The sequence below is a fragment of the Nostoc linckia z4 genome, from assembly GCF_002608075.1.
Classification (GTDB): Bacteria; Cyanobacteriota; Cyanobacteriia; order Cyanobacteriales; family Nostocaceae; genus Nostoc; species Nostoc linckia.
In genome coordinates this window covers 158,293-174,788 of record NZ_LAHA01000002.1, presented here as the reverse complement: position 1 = coordinate 174,788, position 16,496 = coordinate 158,293, and the positions used below count along the sequence as shown (strand labels likewise).

At 42.5% G+C, this 16,496-nt stretch carries 15 protein-coding genes; 3 read left to right on the top strand and 12 right to left on the bottom strand.

What is annotated here, in order from left to right:
* Positions 1 to 70 precede the first annotated feature (70 nt).
* The 3 genes from VF06_RS03025 to radA form a co-directional block, all read right to left on the bottom strand.
* A complete protein-coding gene (locus VF06_RS03025; RefSeq protein WP_099069789.1) occupies positions 71 to 301 on the bottom strand; it encodes a hypothetical protein in 231 nt (76 codons plus the stop codon).
* Positions 302 to 640: 339 nt separating this feature from the next.
* Positions 641 to 1,369, bottom strand: a complete 729-nt coding sequence (locus VF06_RS03020) for a Uma2 family endonuclease (RefSeq protein WP_099069788.1) — start codon at positions 1,367 to 1,369, stop codon at positions 641 to 643.
* Between the two features lie 120 nt (positions 1,370 to 1,489).
* Positions 1,490 to 3,016, bottom strand: a complete 1,527-nt coding sequence (gene radA / locus VF06_RS03015; RefSeq protein WP_099069787.1) for a DNA repair protein RadA — start codon at positions 3,014 to 3,016, stop codon at positions 1,490 to 1,492.
* A gap of 170 nt (positions 3,017 to 3,186) precedes the next feature.
* Between radA and rpaB the strand changes: the two genes are divergently transcribed.
* Both rpaB and VF06_RS03005 read left to right on the top strand, forming a co-directional pair.
* Entirely contained in the window at positions 3,187 to 3,915 is a 729-nt protein-coding gene (gene rpaB / locus VF06_RS03010; protein ID WP_096542480.1) for a response regulator transcription factor RpaB, read from the top strand.
* Positions 3,916 to 4,028: 113 nt separating this feature from the next.
* A complete protein-coding gene (locus tag VF06_RS03005) occupies positions 4,029 to 4,670 on the top strand; it encodes a cofactor assembly of complex C subunit B (protein ID WP_099069786.1) in 642 nt (213 codons plus the stop codon).
* 255 nt (positions 4,671 to 4,925) lie between these two features.
* On the opposite strand, the gene VF06_RS03000 is transcribed toward VF06_RS03005, so the two are convergent.
* Complete coding sequence (locus tag VF06_RS03000; RefSeq protein ID WP_099069785.1) at positions 4,926 to 5,831, bottom strand: M48 family metallopeptidase; 906 nt, start codon at positions 5,829 to 5,831, stop codon at positions 4,926 to 4,928.
* A gap of 275 nt (positions 5,832 to 6,106) precedes the next feature.
* On the opposite strand from VF06_RS03000, the gene VF06_RS02995 reads away from it, so the two are divergent.
* Positions 6,107 to 6,625 (top strand): DUF456 domain-containing protein, encoded by a 519-nt coding sequence (locus VF06_RS02995; protein WP_099069784.1) that lies wholly within the window; start codon positions 6,107 to 6,109, stop codon positions 6,623 to 6,625.
* Positions 6,626 to 6,889: 264 nt separating this feature from the next.
* On the opposite strand, the gene VF06_RS02990 is transcribed toward VF06_RS02995, so the two are convergent.
* From VF06_RS02990 to carB, 8 genes are all read right to left on the bottom strand, one after another.
* Entirely contained in the window at positions 6,890 to 7,618 is a 729-nt protein-coding gene (locus tag VF06_RS02990; RefSeq protein WP_099069783.1) for an LEVG family PEP-CTERM protein, read from the bottom strand.
* A 291-nt stretch (positions 7,619 to 7,909) separates the two neighbouring features.
* Positions 7,910 to 8,575, bottom strand: a complete 666-nt coding sequence (gene nblB / locus VF06_RS02985; protein ID WP_099069782.1) for a phycobilisome degradation protein NblB — start codon at positions 8,573 to 8,575, stop codon at positions 7,910 to 7,912.
* A 92-nt stretch (positions 8,576 to 8,667) separates the two neighbouring features.
* A complete protein-coding gene (locus tag VF06_RS02980) occupies positions 8,668 to 9,132 on the bottom strand; it encodes a CBS domain-containing protein (protein ID WP_180267237.1) in 465 nt (154 codons plus the stop codon).
* 513 nt (positions 9,133 to 9,645) lie between these two features.
* Entirely contained in the window at positions 9,646 to 10,056 is a 411-nt protein-coding gene (mutT, locus tag VF06_RS02975) for an 8-oxo-dGTP diphosphatase MutT (RefSeq protein ID WP_099069781.1), read from the bottom strand.
* Positions 10,057 to 10,902: 846 nt separating this feature from the next.
* Positions 10,903 to 11,247 (bottom strand): DUF760 domain-containing protein, encoded by a 345-nt coding sequence (locus VF06_RS02970; protein WP_099069780.1) that lies wholly within the window; start codon positions 11,245 to 11,247, stop codon positions 10,903 to 10,905.
* 326 nt (positions 11,248 to 11,573) lie between these two features.
* Positions 11,574 to 12,530 (bottom strand): RNA polymerase sigma factor, RpoD/SigA family, encoded by a 957-nt coding sequence (locus tag VF06_RS02965; RefSeq protein ID WP_099069779.1) that lies wholly within the window; start codon positions 12,528 to 12,530, stop codon positions 11,574 to 11,576.
* A gap of 439 nt (positions 12,531 to 12,969) precedes the next feature.
* Positions 12,970 to 13,194: a hypothetical protein gene (locus VF06_RS40220; RefSeq protein ID WP_180267238.1), complete on the bottom strand. Its 225-nt coding sequence runs from the start codon at positions 13,192 to 13,194 to the stop codon at positions 12,970 to 12,972.
* A gap of 3 nt (positions 13,195 to 13,197) precedes the next feature.
* Complete coding sequence (gene carB / locus VF06_RS02960) at positions 13,198 to 16,479, bottom strand: carbamoyl-phosphate synthase large subunit (protein WP_099069778.1); 3,282 nt, start codon at positions 16,477 to 16,479, stop codon at positions 13,198 to 13,200.
* Positions 16,480 to 16,496: the final 17 nt, after the last annotated feature.

Sequence of the window (16,496 nt, the reverse complement as noted above, 5' to 3'; positions counted from 1 at the left end):
GAATTTAGAATTCAGAATTCAGAATTCAGAAAAATTAGAGACGTTGCATTGCAACGTCTCTACATTTGGGTTATTGCATCAGAATTTGCCGGATTAAAATACTCATTACTTCATCTGGGTTGCCGGTTGGTACTAGTGGACTCCAATCTCCTACGCTGGCGTAGCCAATTATCTGCAAGTGATGGATTGTACTAGTAACGACTTCAAGAGAACCAATCAATATATGCTTAATCGGTTTTCTCTTGGGAAATCGTCTTTCAATGCATTGTTGAGCGCTTGGTGTATCTAAATATTTACCCAAGAACTGTTCTAATTTTGACTGGGCGGAATCTTCTTGTTATGTCATGATTATATTTATCTCCTGATAAGGGGGCGGATAAGGGCGATGTCTACGACGGGCTACGCCTACGCATTCATCTTTTGCGGGATTGGGCGATCGCCTTTATCATGCTTTTATATTAATGTATAATTTTATACTTATTAACTATAAATTCAAAAATTTCTATCAATAATTTCCAAGTTTTAACGAGAATAGATTATGTCTAATTCGAGATATTTCAAATTACATTGCTCTAAAAAAAATGCTAGATTTAGCAAATTTTTAACTAAACCTAGCAATCTTTAATTATTTACAAAAAGTCTAATCTTCAGGTTCAATTCCCGCAGCCCGCAATTGTGCTGCTAGTCGTTCGGCGCGTTGGCGTTCTTGTTCGGTACGTTGGCGTTCTTGTTCGGCTAATTCTGTTCCCCAAGGTAGAAGGTTTCCTTGTTCGTCCCACCAGCGTAACCACTTCCCTGTGCGGTTTTCACGAGTGCCTTGCAACACGCCAAGGTAAAGATTCATTTCTGGTATCCAGTAGCGTTGATTTTCATCAGCCTCTTGCAAGACGTACTGTTCTGTGGTGTCCAGGCGATACGTTTCGATACTGCCGCTTTCTGGCTCAAAGATAATGTAGTTTGGTACTTTTAAGATGCGCTCGTAGAAAAACCATTTTCCTGGGGGATGTGTCGCTTTAATAGAGTATTCTGTCTCCTGTGTATCGGAAACAAATTCCATCACAATTACAGGAGTGTCGCCCTGTAATTGAGGTGTGTAACTGCGTACTACTTCTTCTCGATTAACATTAATTTTGGCAATGAAAGCCCAATCAGGGGCTTTAATGACTATTTTGTTATTCAGTGTGGCGCAAATGCCGTAATTAGTTGTTGCCAGGGCGTTAGCTGGAATTTTTTCGGCTAATAGTAGGCTTTCTGTAAGTGCAGCAGCTAAGGCTGGTTGGTTGATGTTGTCCACTGGGTCATCTGGCAGTTTGTAATCATCGGGGAGTTTTTCCCAAGTGATTTTGTAGTCTTGGGTGATGACAGTCATGATGGGTTTTCCTTTGATTGTTGAGTTAGGAGTTAGGAGTTAAGAGTTAGGAGTTAGGAGTTAAGAATTATTCTCCTTGTCTCCCTTGTCTCCCTTGTCTCCCCATCTTCCTCATCTCCCTCATTCATATTCATCGGGTTCTAAATCTTCAGTTGTCAGTTCTTGATGGGGGATGGCGGCGATAATTGCATCTATGACTTTAGATACTGGTAAAATCTCAATATTCAGGTCGGGAAATTTTTGTCCTTTGGGCACGATCGCTCTTTTAAATCCCAATTTAGCAGCTTCTTTTAATCGCAGTTCCATTTGGGAAACTGACCGCACTTGTCCGCCTAAGCCAACTTCACCTATTAGTACTGTACTTGGGTCAACGATGCGATCGCGGAAACTTGCAACAATGGCAATTGCTACTCCTAAGTCTACTGCTGGTTCTTCAACATTCAATCCACCAGCGGAAGCAACATAAGAATCTAATTTCGACATGGGAATTCCGACGCGTTTTTCTAAGACGGCGAGAATTTGCACGAGGCGGTTGTAGTCTATCCCTGTGGCTGCACGTCTAGGTGAGGGGTAGCTGGTGGGACTCACAAGGGCTTGCAGTTCCACAACGATGGGGCGAGTACCTTCACAAGCAACTACAATTGCTGTACCTGGCGCTGGGTCGTCACGGTTCCCTAAAAATAACTCTGAGGGGTTAGGAACTTCCCGCAATCCATGTGAGACCATTTCAAAGATGCCGATTTCATGTGTTGCCCCAAAGCGGTTTTTCACTGTGCGTAATAACCGATGGGAGGCGAAGCGATCGCCTTCAAAATACAACACTGTATCTACTAAGTGTTCCAACACTTTCGGCCCGGCGATCGCTCCTTCTTTGGTGACGTGTCCCACAATCAACATGGTAATATCTTCGTGCTTGGCCACCTTCATCAAAGCCGCAGTACATTCGCGTACCTGAGCCACGGAACCAGGCGCAGAAGTCAAAGCCGGAAAGAAAATTGTTTGAATACTATCAATTACAGCTACATTGGGTTTGAGGGAATCCACTTCCCGCAAAATCTCCTCTAAATCTGTTTCTGGCAATACGTATAAATCCGCGCCTACATTGTCTTGTGGTTGCGATTCGGGAGGATTTTCTACTGCTGATTCGTTGTCATCACCAACAACACTTAGAGGTTTTACTACTCCTAAACGAGAAGCTCTTAATTTTATTTGTTGTCCTGATTCTTCTCCAGAAATGTAAAGAATGCGGTATCTTTGCGCCAATTGATTTGATACTTGCAGTAACAAAGTAGACTTCCCAATTCCTGGGTCGCCACCAATCAATACCATCGAGCCGGGAACTACTCCACCACCTAGTACTCGATCCAATTCTCCATAACCAGACTCCCAACGAGTGACTTGGCGATCGCTAATTTGATCGAATGTCAATGAAGCCCTTTGTTTAGGAGCTTTAGCACTAGATTTACCATTATTCGGTGCGCTTTGCCAACCACTAACTCCTCCGCGAGTAGGTATATCTACAGAAGATTGGATAACAATTTGTTCTTCTAGAGAATTGTAAGTACCACAGGCGGGACACTTACCAAACCATTGAGGGGATTCTGCCCCACAATCGTTGCAAACGTAGAAAGTTTTTGGCTTTGCCATTCGTAAATCTTATTAAATAATCTTAATATTTACTTAAGTTTTTGAGAATACTAAAATCCAATCATAGTGGTATTCAGAGCATTTTCCAAATCAATTTATGGAATGATATCTTAATATTATGGTATTAAAAATTAATCATGTAAATTTTTAGTGAAGGAGCGTTGATTAACTTGGAAAGTCATAAAGAAAAAATCTTGGTAGTAGACGATGAAGCCAGCATTCGCCGGATTTTAGAAACGCGCCTTTCAATGATTGGCTACGATGTGGTCACCGCTGGTGACGGCGAAGAAGCTTTGGAAACTTTTCGCAAAGCCGATCCTGACCTGGTAGTTTTAGATGTAATGATGCCAAAGCTAGATGGCTACGGTGTTTGTCAAGAATTACGTAAGGAATCGGATGTCCCTATTATTATGCTAACAGCCTTGGGGGATGTAGCCGATCGCATCACTGGACTAGAATTAGGCGCTGACGATTATGTAGTGAAACCATTTTCCCCCAAGGAGCTAGAAGCCCGGATTCGCTCAGTGCTAAGGCGAGTAGACAAAACCAGTGCTACTGGTATTCCTAGTTCTGGTGTGATTCATGTCGCCAACATCAAAATCGATACCAATAAGCGACAAGTTTATAAAGGCGACGAGCGGATTAGATTGACGGGTATGGAATTTAGCTTACTAGAGTTGTTAGTCAGTCGCTCAGGAGAAGCTTTTTCCCGTTCCGAAATTTTGCAGGAAGTTTGGGGTTACACACCAGAACGCCATGTAGATACCCGTGTAGTAGATGTGCATATATCCCGTTTGCGGGCAAAACTAGAAGACGATCCCAGCAACCCAGAATTAATATTGACAGCCAGAGGTACTGGTTATCTTTTCCAGAGAATTATTGAACCGGGAGAGGAGTAGGAGGGGGACAAGGGGACAAGGAGACAAGGAGACAAGGAGACAAGGAGAAAGACTAATGCCCTGTTTAGCCGATGCCCCATGCCCAATGACCAATGACCAATGACTAATGACTCATGACTAAATCCGATCCCAATCGAGTTTTGCGGCGTCTACCCATTGTTGTAGGTGGACTAGGCGCTGTACTTTTGTTAATTAACCGCTTGTTGACGCCGCAACTAACTGAATCTCAAGCGCGTGGTGATGTGTTGGGTGTGATTTTGAGTGCGGTGTTAATTTTGACGGGTTTAATTTGGCAGCAGGTACAGCCCCGATTGCCGGATAGTGTAGAGCTAATTGGAGAAGAAGGTTTTGTACTCGCGCCAGATTTACCAGAAGCCGTAAAAACTGAACTAGCTTGGGCATCTCATTTATTGTTGACTAATACAGTCACGCGATCGCTAGTAGTTTTTTATCAAGGTAAAGTTTTGTTGCGTCGGGGAATTTTGGGTACAAAATCTGAGGTTGTACCAGGGGCAATCTTAAAACAGGTACTCGAAAAGCAAAAGCCGATTTATTTAGTGGCGCTAAATGTTTATCCAGGTAAGATTGAATTTGATTATTTACCAGAAAATACTCAAGGTGTCATTTGTCAACCCATTGGCGATAAAGGTGTTCTAATTTTAGGAGCTAATGCCCCTCGCAGTTACACCAAACAAGATGAAAAATGGGTCGCTGGAATTGCTGATAAATTAGCTGTTACTCTCAGTCAATTTTAGATTTTAGATTTTAGATTTTAGATTTTAGATTGACTATTTTCAATGGAAGACGCTAACATCCTTGATTTATCGTTGTAGAGACGTTGCACTGCAACGTCTCTACAGGGCACACAATCCTTGATAATTCGTTGATTTAGATAATTCACATCAGACGTAAATTATTTGGGATTGCTATATGTTTTTATTTGTCAATTCCCAATCCAAAATCTAAAACTTGTACTGAGCCTGTCGAAGTATCTAAAATCTAAAATTAAATCACCAAGAAGTTAAAAAATTCCACCCTTCTGTTTCTTCTGGTGTATTTTCTTGTTTTTCTTCTGATGTATTTAAATTTGGCTGTTGAATTACATTATTATAATCTCCAGAATCATACCATTTTAATAACTCGCCAGCCCGCATCACAACCCAAGGAATTGTGGCTTCTGTGTAACTTAATATTTTGGTTAACCGGTCTGCTGTATCAAGATTCTGAGATGCAAATTCACGCGCTTGAGTGAGGAAATCTTCAATTACAGCAGCACTCAAGTATTCTTCTGGTAAACCTGCAATTTTGATCAATGCGGTGGTTGCAACATCAATATCTTGGCAAGCTAATAAACCAGCGCGATCGGCGGTGAACCGAGCCATCATTTGCCAATTATATAAAGCCAATTCCATACCACTGGCTACCAAGCCACCAACTCCCAATGTAGTACTGCTCAACAAATTTTTTAAAGTCGGCATCACAAATGCCATTTGGTGATAAACCATGTGTTGACTTTTAATGCGAGCAACTTCATGTCCCAAAACATAAAGCAACTCATCTTGATTAAGCCACTCCATTCCATCTAAATTAATACCAATGAGAGGTTTTTCTACTCCCACAATATAAGTAACAATGTGCCCTGTAGCCCGAAACAGATATAGTTCAGGAAGTGGTTTAACATCAAGAATTTCACAGGTTTCTACTAATGCTTGATGCAATTGTGGAAAATTCCGAGGGGTAACTCTGATACTACTGCCAAGGCTTTGAATACGGAGTAGGCGATCGATACCGTATTCGTTAATTTTTTTGAGTAGCAGAGAGACACCAGGCATTTTTTGTAAAGATGCTAAGGCTTTGCGATCGAAAGGGTGTTCGTAAGTTTGTGAATTTAGTCCAGTTAATATTTTTCTCTGCATTGATTTCCTATTCCCAGGGCTAAGTGCTTTTATTTGCAGTTTAGTTTTTTAAATAGTATAAATCGCGTCTTTGAGAGGTGATTTATAAAGGTAAAGCCGTCCTGCACTTCGCTTAAGTACGGGGTTTTATACCCAAATTTTCGATAAAATTGTTAAACTCCGCCCTTAGGGTGGGGTCTCATAGATGGTGTTTTTTGGATGTAACACGTTCTGGGGTAGTACAGAGGTGCTACCCTACAAAAGACTAACTGATTGGGAAATTTCAAATTTTATCTATGCAAATTATCTATTGGCTATTAATTGCCGTAATGGTTGTGGGCATTATCGGCGCGGTAGTTCCTGCAATTCCAGGTGCTAGCTTAATTTTAATTGCAATTATCATCTGGGGAATCGTTAGCAGTTCCTTTGCAGTTATCAAGATTCCATTAATCGTGACAATTGTTGTTTTGTTACTCAGTGTCGGCGTGGATTTTTTAGCTAGTTATCTAGGAGCAAAACAAGCCGGAGCTAGTCAGTGGGGACAAATTGGCGCAGTTGTCGGTTTAGTACTGGGATTTTTGGGATTATTGCCGGCTTTACCCTTTGGAGGCCCGCTGTTAGGAATTTTACTAGGGCCACTATTAGGAGCAATTATTGGTGAGTATCTTTACCGACGTGAATTCGGTTTAGCGGTGAAAGCAGGTATCGGAATTGTCGTCGGTACACTGGTAGGGAATTTGATTCAAGGTTTGTTGGCGATCGCTGCTGTTACAGTATTTATAATTACAACGTGGTCGCAGGTTTACGGCGCTTAAAATTCATCGATTTATTCAACTTTCACCGCATTTACGTACATAAGAAAATTGAGTAGATAGAATAACTAAGTGGCGTAATTAGTTATTCATCTACTCAATATAACCGTGAAAAGCTTAATTTACTGGGAATACAATTTTGAATTTTAAACGAAAACAATACTTCCTATCCCAATTAGGTCTAAAACATACACACAAGCATTAAATTTTCGTCTACAAGTTGGGAATTCAAAATTAGACCCTACCCTCAAGGGTGGGGTTTAACAATTACACTGTTTGTGAATTTTTTATCCGCTTTTGCAAACCAAACAATGCTACTAATCCTAAAAGACCTAAGCTGATAGTTGTTCCTGGTTCAGGTACAGTTTGATTAACATCCAAACGCACACCATCACCAGTGATGAATTTACCACCAATATTACCAAGTTTGACTTCAAAAGAACTAACATTTGTCAAAGTCACTTTCTTGATATTGGCGTTATCTCCTGGAGTAACTGTTCCTGCAAAAGCACCGCCATTAACGCTCAGAATCGCAGTACCTATATCTTCGACATCGAAGAATGATAGTACTAACTCGCTAATTGTATTAGTAAAATCAAACTTGAACACACCAACTTCTAATTGACCATTTTCTGGGAAAGTTCCGTCTGTTTTGATAGCTACCGGACGGAACCAGTTTTCACCTGCAATTGTGTTAGTTCCTGCATCTGGGTTAGCGAAGGAAATACCAAAACCATAAGAATTTGGGGTTGCGCTATCATCACTAAATAACAGACTTGGTTTGTAATTTGCGTTGTAATTCTGACTGGTAACTGTGTAACCATAAGGAATTGTATCAATACAACTACCAGTTAAACAAGCAACGTTTGTTAGTTGAATTTCCCCTTCCACTGGAGGAACTAAAGAAGCAGCTTCAGCTTTAGATATACCAGCAATTAAATTTAAACCAATAGTAGATGCTGCAAATGTTGTTGCTAAGATAGTTAAATTTTTCATTAGACTTTCTTCCTCTAATTAGTAATGTTTTAGATGAAAAATTTTGTTTTCATTGTTTCTCTGTATTTGTATGTTAACCGCGCAATTACGTAAGTGCATCTACTCGCGTCTTAATTCACACAATCTTTATTGGTAAATCGCTATATATGAATATTTGGAAAATGAAAAATTTTAAAGGTTATTTTTTATACAATTTAGTGGCAACTTCGTGGGGTATACACATTTTTAGGGGCACAACATGTTGTGCCCCTAAGTTCGTATACTTCGTGAAATGTGAAGTAACTTATAAGCCTAAGCTGATTGCAAATATTTTCTAGCTTCAGTGGCGATCGCTTCTATATCATCATCAACAAGACTTTCTAATATAGATTTAGCTTCTGGAGTACCTAAATGAATTAAAGCTTGGACAAGTCTGTAGCGGACTTGGGAATCTGGATTGTTCGCAAAAGGAGCTAAGAGGGGAACGGCTTCTATATTTCCCAATTCACCTAAAGAACTAATAGCCGCAGTTTGGATTAATTCATTCTCTGAAGAGAGTGCCTGTTTAAGTAGTTCAAAAGCTCGTGGATCGCCCAACTCCCCTAGAGTGGCAATGATACTGAATTGTACTAGCCATTCATTGGTTGTATTGTAAACTTTTTCTAAGTCTTCCAGAGCTTCACCTAACTTCAGAGCGCCCAAGCAATCTGCTGCTGCTGCTTGTACATCTACTTCCGGGTCATTGAGCAAGCGATCGCGTAAAATTGTCCAAGATAACTGTAAATCCTCTTTTCCCAGTGTATCCATTTGACTCACAGCCGAGTACCGGACACGGGCATTGCGATCGGCAATTGCAATTTGAATCAATTCAAAACCAACAGCTGTTTCTAATTGACGAATTTGATTGACTGCACGCAAGCGATCGCCTACATCCTGAGAACTAAGCAATTCCTTAACCGACTCTGGAGTAATACTCATTTAATTATCCTTGATTTTCAAATGTATAAAAAACAGTCAAAAGCGAAAAACTCTTGACCAATGACTAATGACCAATGACTAATGACCAATAACTAATCTTGACTTGCTGCCATTGCCCGAACAATATCACCACGAGTGAGGATACCAATTACTTGCCCTGTGCTGTCAAGTACTGGCAAGCGGTGAACACTGCGATCGTGCATAACTGTAGCAGCTTCCCTTAAAGTTTTCTCAGGAGAAATAGTGATGGGGTTTTTACTCATCACTTCCCCAACCGTTTGCCCTAAAGCTTTATGCAAGTCACGTTCGTATGCAGCAGGGTTTTTCAAATAGATAACGCTATCAAGAAACATGATGTATGCAGGTGGAGTGACACCAGTTTCTTGCCACATTAAATCGGTTTCTGAAATAATGCCCACTAACTTACCGCCATCATCCACAACAGGTAGCCCACTGATGTGGCGTTCTGCGAGAATTTGGATAGCTTCCTTGAGTGGAGTTTGTGCCTGAACCACAATCGGATCGCGGCTCATCACGTCGCCAACGGTTTTAGGCATTTGTTTACTGACACCATTTATCAAAGTCCCTGGGATTATTGTAGAAAATTGCGGCACTCAACCTGATGCAATTAATAGATTGTTACGGGATTGGAAATGGGGATTGAAGAGTGGTGACTGGTCAATATGGTTCGGATAAGCACTATGAACTTCTCTTGTGGTCTGGGAAAAGGGGAAGGGGTAAGGGGGAAAGGTGAAAGGGGAAGGTGAAAGGGGAAAGGTGAAAGGGGAAAGGGGAAAGGTGAAAGGGGAAAGGTGAAAGGGGAAAGGTTTCAAATACATCAGACCTTTTGTACAAGAGTGCAAAAAGCACTCTTGTGGTCAAAGAGATGCATCTTTATTGGGGAAAGGGAAAATACCAAACATGCAACCCCTTTTCCCAACTTCTCTTAGAAGTCTATCCTTTCCCCCTTTCCCCTTCCCCTTTTCCCGACTTCTCTTAGAAGTCTATCCTTTCCCCTTTCCCCTTTCCCCAAACCATACTGGGTGAGTGGGGAGTTATTATTCTCTCCCTCATCTCCCCTTAAGAGCATCAATAATTTGAATATTTGCTTTCGGAAAATCAAACTTTTCAAGTTCTTTCAAGCTTACCCAGCGAATTTCGTCGCATTCTAAAGGTTGGGGAACACCTGCAACATGACGACACTGATGTACTGTTAGGGTAACGCGCAAATCTGTATAAGTATGATCGACAGTAATTAAATGTTCTCCCACTTCAATTGCTATTCCCAGTTCTTCTGTTATTTCTCTTTGAATACACTCTTGGATGGTTTCACCAGGCTCAACCTTACCACCAGGAAATTCCCACAAACCACCCATCGCTCCTTGTGGACGACGGCGGTCAATTAAGATTTGCTTTTGGTCATTCCAAATTACGGCAACACCAATGATTTTATGAGGCGGGAAAGAAGTAGTTGGATTCATGGTTTATGGAAGTGGAAGATGGGAAGTGTGGGGGATGTAGCTTTAGCTTCTCTTTAAGAGACGCTAGCGCCAATCCGTAGGGTGGGAGACAAGGGAGATGTGGTAGAGGGGCAAGGGAGTAGGGGAGAATAATAACTCCCCACTCATCCAATACGGTTCGGTTAAAGGGGAAAGGGGAAAGGGGAAAGGGAAAGGTTTCAAATACATCCAAATCCCCTTACGCCTTAACCTTTTCCCAGACCACAAGGGAAGTTCATACTACTGCTTATCCGAACCGTATTGACCAGTCAACAGTTAACAGTCAACACTCAACACTCCCAACACCTTATAACAAAACTCGGCAGACTAGTTTTAAATCTGCCGAGTTTGTATTGATTGCGAATCTGATTTATCGCTGATTGTTTATGCACACGTTTTTGTTATTCATTTAAAAATGCGCCTCTGATTTGACTAATTCCCAAATTAACCAGGTTTCGAGAAAAATGAATTAAAAATTCTGCATTCCTCTGCACTGTTTGAGTATCAATTTCAATTCAAGTTCGCTTGTACTTTGCTTTTGGTCAAATACTTATGTAATGCATTAAGGGAAATTCTATGCTAGCCATGACTGTGAGTGACTTTAGCCCAATCATATTAAATTTCCTGAATTTTACAGCGAACTATAGCCACAAACTGGAGATTGGGGACTGGTGATTGGGTAAAAAGTCTTTTGTGTCTGAGTTTTAGCATATGTTTGATGTCCTAAACACCTTGGTTGTTGCTATACAACTCAGGTCAAATACACAACCATGAGTCTCAAAATTAAGTGATAAATCTGTTTGACTTCCCAATTCTGCTGTAATGCTTTTAGTCAATTTCGCTGTTGTTAGTTTCAGTTCCTTGTAAGGCGATTTCAAAATTCATTCTTTGTTCAGCGTTACGCAAGAAATAACCGCTAATCATCGCAGAGGCCAAAAGCCGACCCAGACTTTCGCGACTTGTGGTTATTGCAACGCCAAAGTGTTCTGAAGGTAGGTTTCCCAATAGTCCTGTGATGTTACGTTCCATCACTTGAAAAACTTCGGGAGAAGTAGGTTTAGATAGTTGGGTAACTGTCTCAGGACTTAAGGATTTAACGTATTGCCATAGCAAATCGCTAGTTTCTGATTCCCCATTGAAAAATTCTGAAACGCGATTGGATGGATTATTCATTTTCTATCTCCTTGGCTAGAATTTTTAGCTACGGTATTGGTAATTTGGAGACTAAATGCCTTTTGGGTATTTGTTGTAACTAATTTACTTAGTCTTCCTGTTAAATAATGTAACAGGCTCTCCTATTGTTGAAAGTGGGTGTAACCGTACCAAAACCAGCGTATTTTCTCACCAATTGGTCAGTAGTTATGAGACATTGGGTATGGGGAGATAGGGAGATGAAGCAGAGGAGCACAGGAGAATATAATTCCCCAGTCACCAGTCAACAGTCAACAGTCAACAGTCAACACTCTAATGACTAATGACTAATGACTAATGACCAATGACTAACTTGCCAAGTATTCATCTATGTTGGCTTTGGATTTACGAAGTTTGGTCAAGGCTTCCCGTTCGATTTGGCGGACTCGTTCCCGGCTAATATTGAGGATTTCACCAATTCTTGCCAGAGTCAGTGCTTGGCCGTCAGTTAATCCAAAGCGCAGTGTAATTACTTCCCTTTGTTGTGGCGTTAGATCGCCCATGAGGCGTTCTAAGTCATAAGATAAGGAAGATTGCATGACAAATTCTTCTGGAGATGCTCCTGGATCTTCCAGCATTTCACCAAGTTCGGTGTCGTAGTTATCACCCAAGCGCAAATCCAACGAAAGAGGCAAACGCGCCTTTTCTAGATACTCTCGCACTTGCTTCGGGGTCAATTCCAATTCTTGAGCTAGCTCGCTGGCTGTGGGAGCGCGTCCCAATTTTTGAGACAATTGCCGCTGTGCTTTTTTAATTTTATTTAATTTTTCAGTTATGTGGATAGGCAGTCGAATAGTACGCGCTTTTTCCGCTATGGCACGGGTGATAGCTTGGCGAATCCACCAATAGGCATAGGTAGAAAATCTATAACCTTTGGTGGGGTCAAACTTTTCTACACCGCGTTGCATTCCGATACTACCTTCTTGGATTAAATCCAGTAAATCGACGTTGCGCTTAATGTACTTTTTAGCAACGGACACCACTAGCCGCAAATTGGCTTCTACCATCTTGCGCTTGGCAATTTCACCATCAGCGATCGCTTCGTTCAACTCTTCTGGTTCTAATAGTGCTGCTTTCGCCCACTCTTCTAGAGTTGGTTCGCGACCTAACTGGTTGGCAAGACTTTCCCGCGATTCGTGCAAAGCCGTTGAACGTTGCACCTGCTTACCATAGAAAATCTCTTCCTCGTGGGTTAAGAGTGGCACACGGCCAATCTCACGCAGGTAAGTCCGCACGAGGTCTGTGGCTGTCTGAGCGGTCTTCATGGCGCTACTCTTTGGTGATGATGGGTTTGATGGTAGGGTCATTCAGGGATAGATGCTCTCTATGGGTGCTACCCAGTGTGAGTGGGAACCCATACTTATGCTTTGCAACTTACGCGCCGGATAAATTCGGCTGCTCATAAATAATCAAAATTGAGCTTCTTAACTGCTAAAAGTTACAGTTTTTTCCTACTTTCCACAAGTATCTACAGTTAGATAAAAGGTAATTTCTTAAACATTCTTCTATTAGATTAATATTAACAATTGTAACCTTTCTGATAAGGTTTTGGCTATATATCTGAATAAATTTCCTGGTTATTCCAGTTTATGAAGTAGTTTTTTCCTTTCAATAAAGCCTCAAAGAGGATTTCACTACTTATCTGGCAAAAAGAAACTTCCTCATATTTGTTAAAATATCTCAATGAGAACTATAGTCATTCTCTTATAACAATTGTTTAATTTTTGGGCATGGGGCATGGGGAAAGGGAAAGGGGTAAAGGGTAAAGGGAAAGGGGTAAAGGGAAAGGGGTAAAGGGTAAAGGGTAAAGGGTAAAGGGGAAAGACTAAATTTATTCCTTTTCCCTTTAACCTTTTCCCCATCTCCCCATCTCCCCATCTCCCCATCTCCCCCATCTCCCCCATCTCCCCCATCTCCCGATCTCACCACTCCCTACTTTTTCGCAATCTTGCAATATTCTTGGATGACTTTTACATCCAAGGTCGTATTTTGTAAGGAACGAATGGCGGCGACGGTAGCTTTTGCGCCTGCAATGGTGGTTATGATAGGGATTTTGTAAGCCAAGGCTGTGCGGCGAATTAACCTGGCATCGGTTTGGGCTTCTTCTCCTGAAGGTGTGTTGATAATCAGTTGGATTTTCTGATTTTTGATTGCATCTAGGACGTGGGGTCGTCCTTCATGGAGTTTCAGTACTAATTCAACATCTAAGCCCTGTTCGCGAAGAACCCGGCGCGTACCAAGTGTGGCCATCACGTTAAAGCCCAAATCGATAAATTCTTTCACCACAACTGCGGCAGTTGCTTTATCGCGATCGCTCATTGAAACAAAGACGGTTCCGCTTAGTGGTAAACGCTCTCCAGCACCCAATTCCGCTTTGGCAAAGGCTCGGCCAAAGTCGCTGTCAATCCCCATCACCTCACCAGTGGAGCGCATTTCTGGGCCTAATATTGTATCAGTTCCAGGGAATTTATTAAAGGGTAATACAGCTTCCTTAACAGCAATGTGGGTGGGGATGATTTCCTCGGTGAAGTTTAGCTCCTCTAAGGTTTTCCCTGACATGATTAAGGAGGCTAGTTTGGCTAACTGGACGCCCGTTGCTTTAGAAACAAATGGCACTGTACGGGAGGCGCGGGGGTTGGCTTCGAGAATGTAAACTTGGGGAGAATAGCCGCTTGCACCAATGACGGCAAACTGAATATTCATCAATCCCACCACTGACAAGGCCTGGGCTAGTTGCACTGTCCATGTGCGAATTTGGTTGAGAACTGCTGGTGGTAAGGAAATGGAAGGTAGGGCACAAGCAGAGTCTCCTGAGTGAATTCCTGCTTGCTCGATGTGTTCCATAATACCGCCGATGACAACTCGTCCTGTATGGTCGGCGATGGCATCAACATCGACTTCAATGGCATTTTCTAAAAACTTATCAATTAAAATTGGATGGTCTGGTTCTACTTGCACCGCAAAGGTCATGTAGCGTTCCAACTCGGCATCGGAATAAACGATTTCCATCGCTCTTCCCCCCAACACATAGCTAGGACGCACCACCACTGGATAGCCAATGCGTTTGGCCACAATCAACGCATCTTCGTAACTGCGAGCAATACCGTTGGGTGGTTGAGCAATATTCAACTCCTTGAGAATTTTTTCAAATCGCTCTCGGTTTTCTGCCATATCAATGGAATCTGGGGATGTACCCCAAATTTTGGGAATTGGGCATTGGGAGTTTTCCTCAGTCCCCAGTCTTTGCAAATATTGTTGCAGTGGAACAGCTAACTTCAATGGTGTTTGTCCGCCAAACTGGACTATTATGCCGACAGGATTTTCAGCTTCGATGATATTTAGGACATCTTCTTTTGTTAACGGCTCGAAGTAAAGGCGATCGCTGGTATCATAATCAGTGGAAACTGTCTCTGGGTTTGAGTTGACCATAATCGTTTCGTATCCCGCAGCCTTCAATGCATAGGCAGCGTGACAACAACAATAGTCAAACTCAATTCCCTGTCCGATGCGGTTAGGGCCACCACCCAAAATCATGACTTTGGGCTTGGTTGCTGGTAAAACTTCTGTTTCTTCTTCGTAGGTAGAATAGTAGTAAGGAGTAAACGCTTCAAACTCCGCTGCACAGGTGTCCACAGTTTTGTAAACTGCGATGACTCCTAATTGTTGGCGATAGGTGCGGACTTCATCTTCGGTGGTTTTGGTAGCATAGGCAATCTGGCGATCGCTAAATCCATTCCGCTTCACTTCATAAAGTTGCTCTTTTGTCAATTCCTTTAATGATGTGCGCTTGAGGAATTTCTCTATATCTAAAATTTGCTGCATTTTATCCAGGAACCACGGGTCAATACCTGTGAGTTCGTAAATTTCCTCAGCAGTGATTCCTAGTTGTAGGGCATGACGCACAGCAAAAATGCGATCGGGGTTTGGTGTCCGTAGCAGCGCCCGAATTTGTTCGCCACTGGGTAATTTTTCGGCTTTGTCGCAACCCCAGCCAGCACGTCCGGTTTCCAGAGAACGCAGTGCTTTTTGGAAAGATTCGTTAAAAGTCCGCCCAATTGCCATTGCTTCCCCCACTGACTTCATTTGCGTTGTCAGCACTGGTTCCGAACCAGGGAACTTTTCAAAAGCGAAGCGGGGGATTTTTGTAACTACGTAGTCAATTGTTGGTTCAAAGGACGCCGGAGTTTTCTTAGTGATGTCATTTTTAATTTCATCCAAAGTGTAGCCTACAGCCAACTTTGCTGCCATTTTGGCAATGGGGAAACCCGTAGCTTTAGAAGCTAAAGCCGAACTACGGGACACGCGGGGGTTCATTTCAATCACCACCACATCTCCGGTGACAGGATTAACGGCAAATTGAATATTAGAACCGCCAGTTTCCACACCTATCTCGCGGATGATTTTAATTGCCATATCCCGCAGCCTTTGATATTCTTTATCAGTGAGGGTTTGGGCGGGAGCCACGGTAATGGAGTCCCCGGTATGGATGCCCATAGGGTCAAGGTTTTCGATGGAGCAGATAATCACCACGTTATCTGCAAGGTCGCGCATCACTTCGAGTTCGTATTCTTTCCAACCGAGTAAAGACTGGTCAATGAGAATTTGAGAAACAGGGCTAGCATCGATACCAACCTGTGCCATTTCCTCAAATTCCTCTTGGTTGTAGGCAATACCGCCGCCACTTCCGCCCATTGTAAAAGCAGGACGAATAATCAGGGGATAAGTACCAATTTCGCGAGCGATCGCTTTTGCTTCATCCAAGGATTCGGCTGTACCACTAGGACATACAGCTACGCCAATTTTTGCCATTGCCTCACCAAAAAGTTTTCTATCTTCGGCTTTTTCAATGGCTGGCAGTTTGGCTCCGATTAACTCAACGCCGTACTTTTCCAAAGCGCCATTTTTGGCTAAAGCAACAGCGATATTCAGAGCAGTTTGTCCTCCCATCGTTGGGAGTAGAGCATCAGGGCGTTCTTTGGCGATTACTTTTTCGACCAATTCCGGGGTCAGCGGCTCAATGTAAGTGCGATCGGCCGTTTCCGGGTCGGTCATAATCGTTGCAGGGTTAGAGTTGACCAACACCACCTCATAGCCTTCTTCTCGCAACGCTTTGCAGGCTTGAGTGCCAGAGTAGTCAAACTCACAGGCTTGTCCAATCACAATTGGGCCAGAGCCTAACAGTAGAATCTTCCGGAGGTCATCACGGCGGGGCATAGTATTTGCCTTGGAGT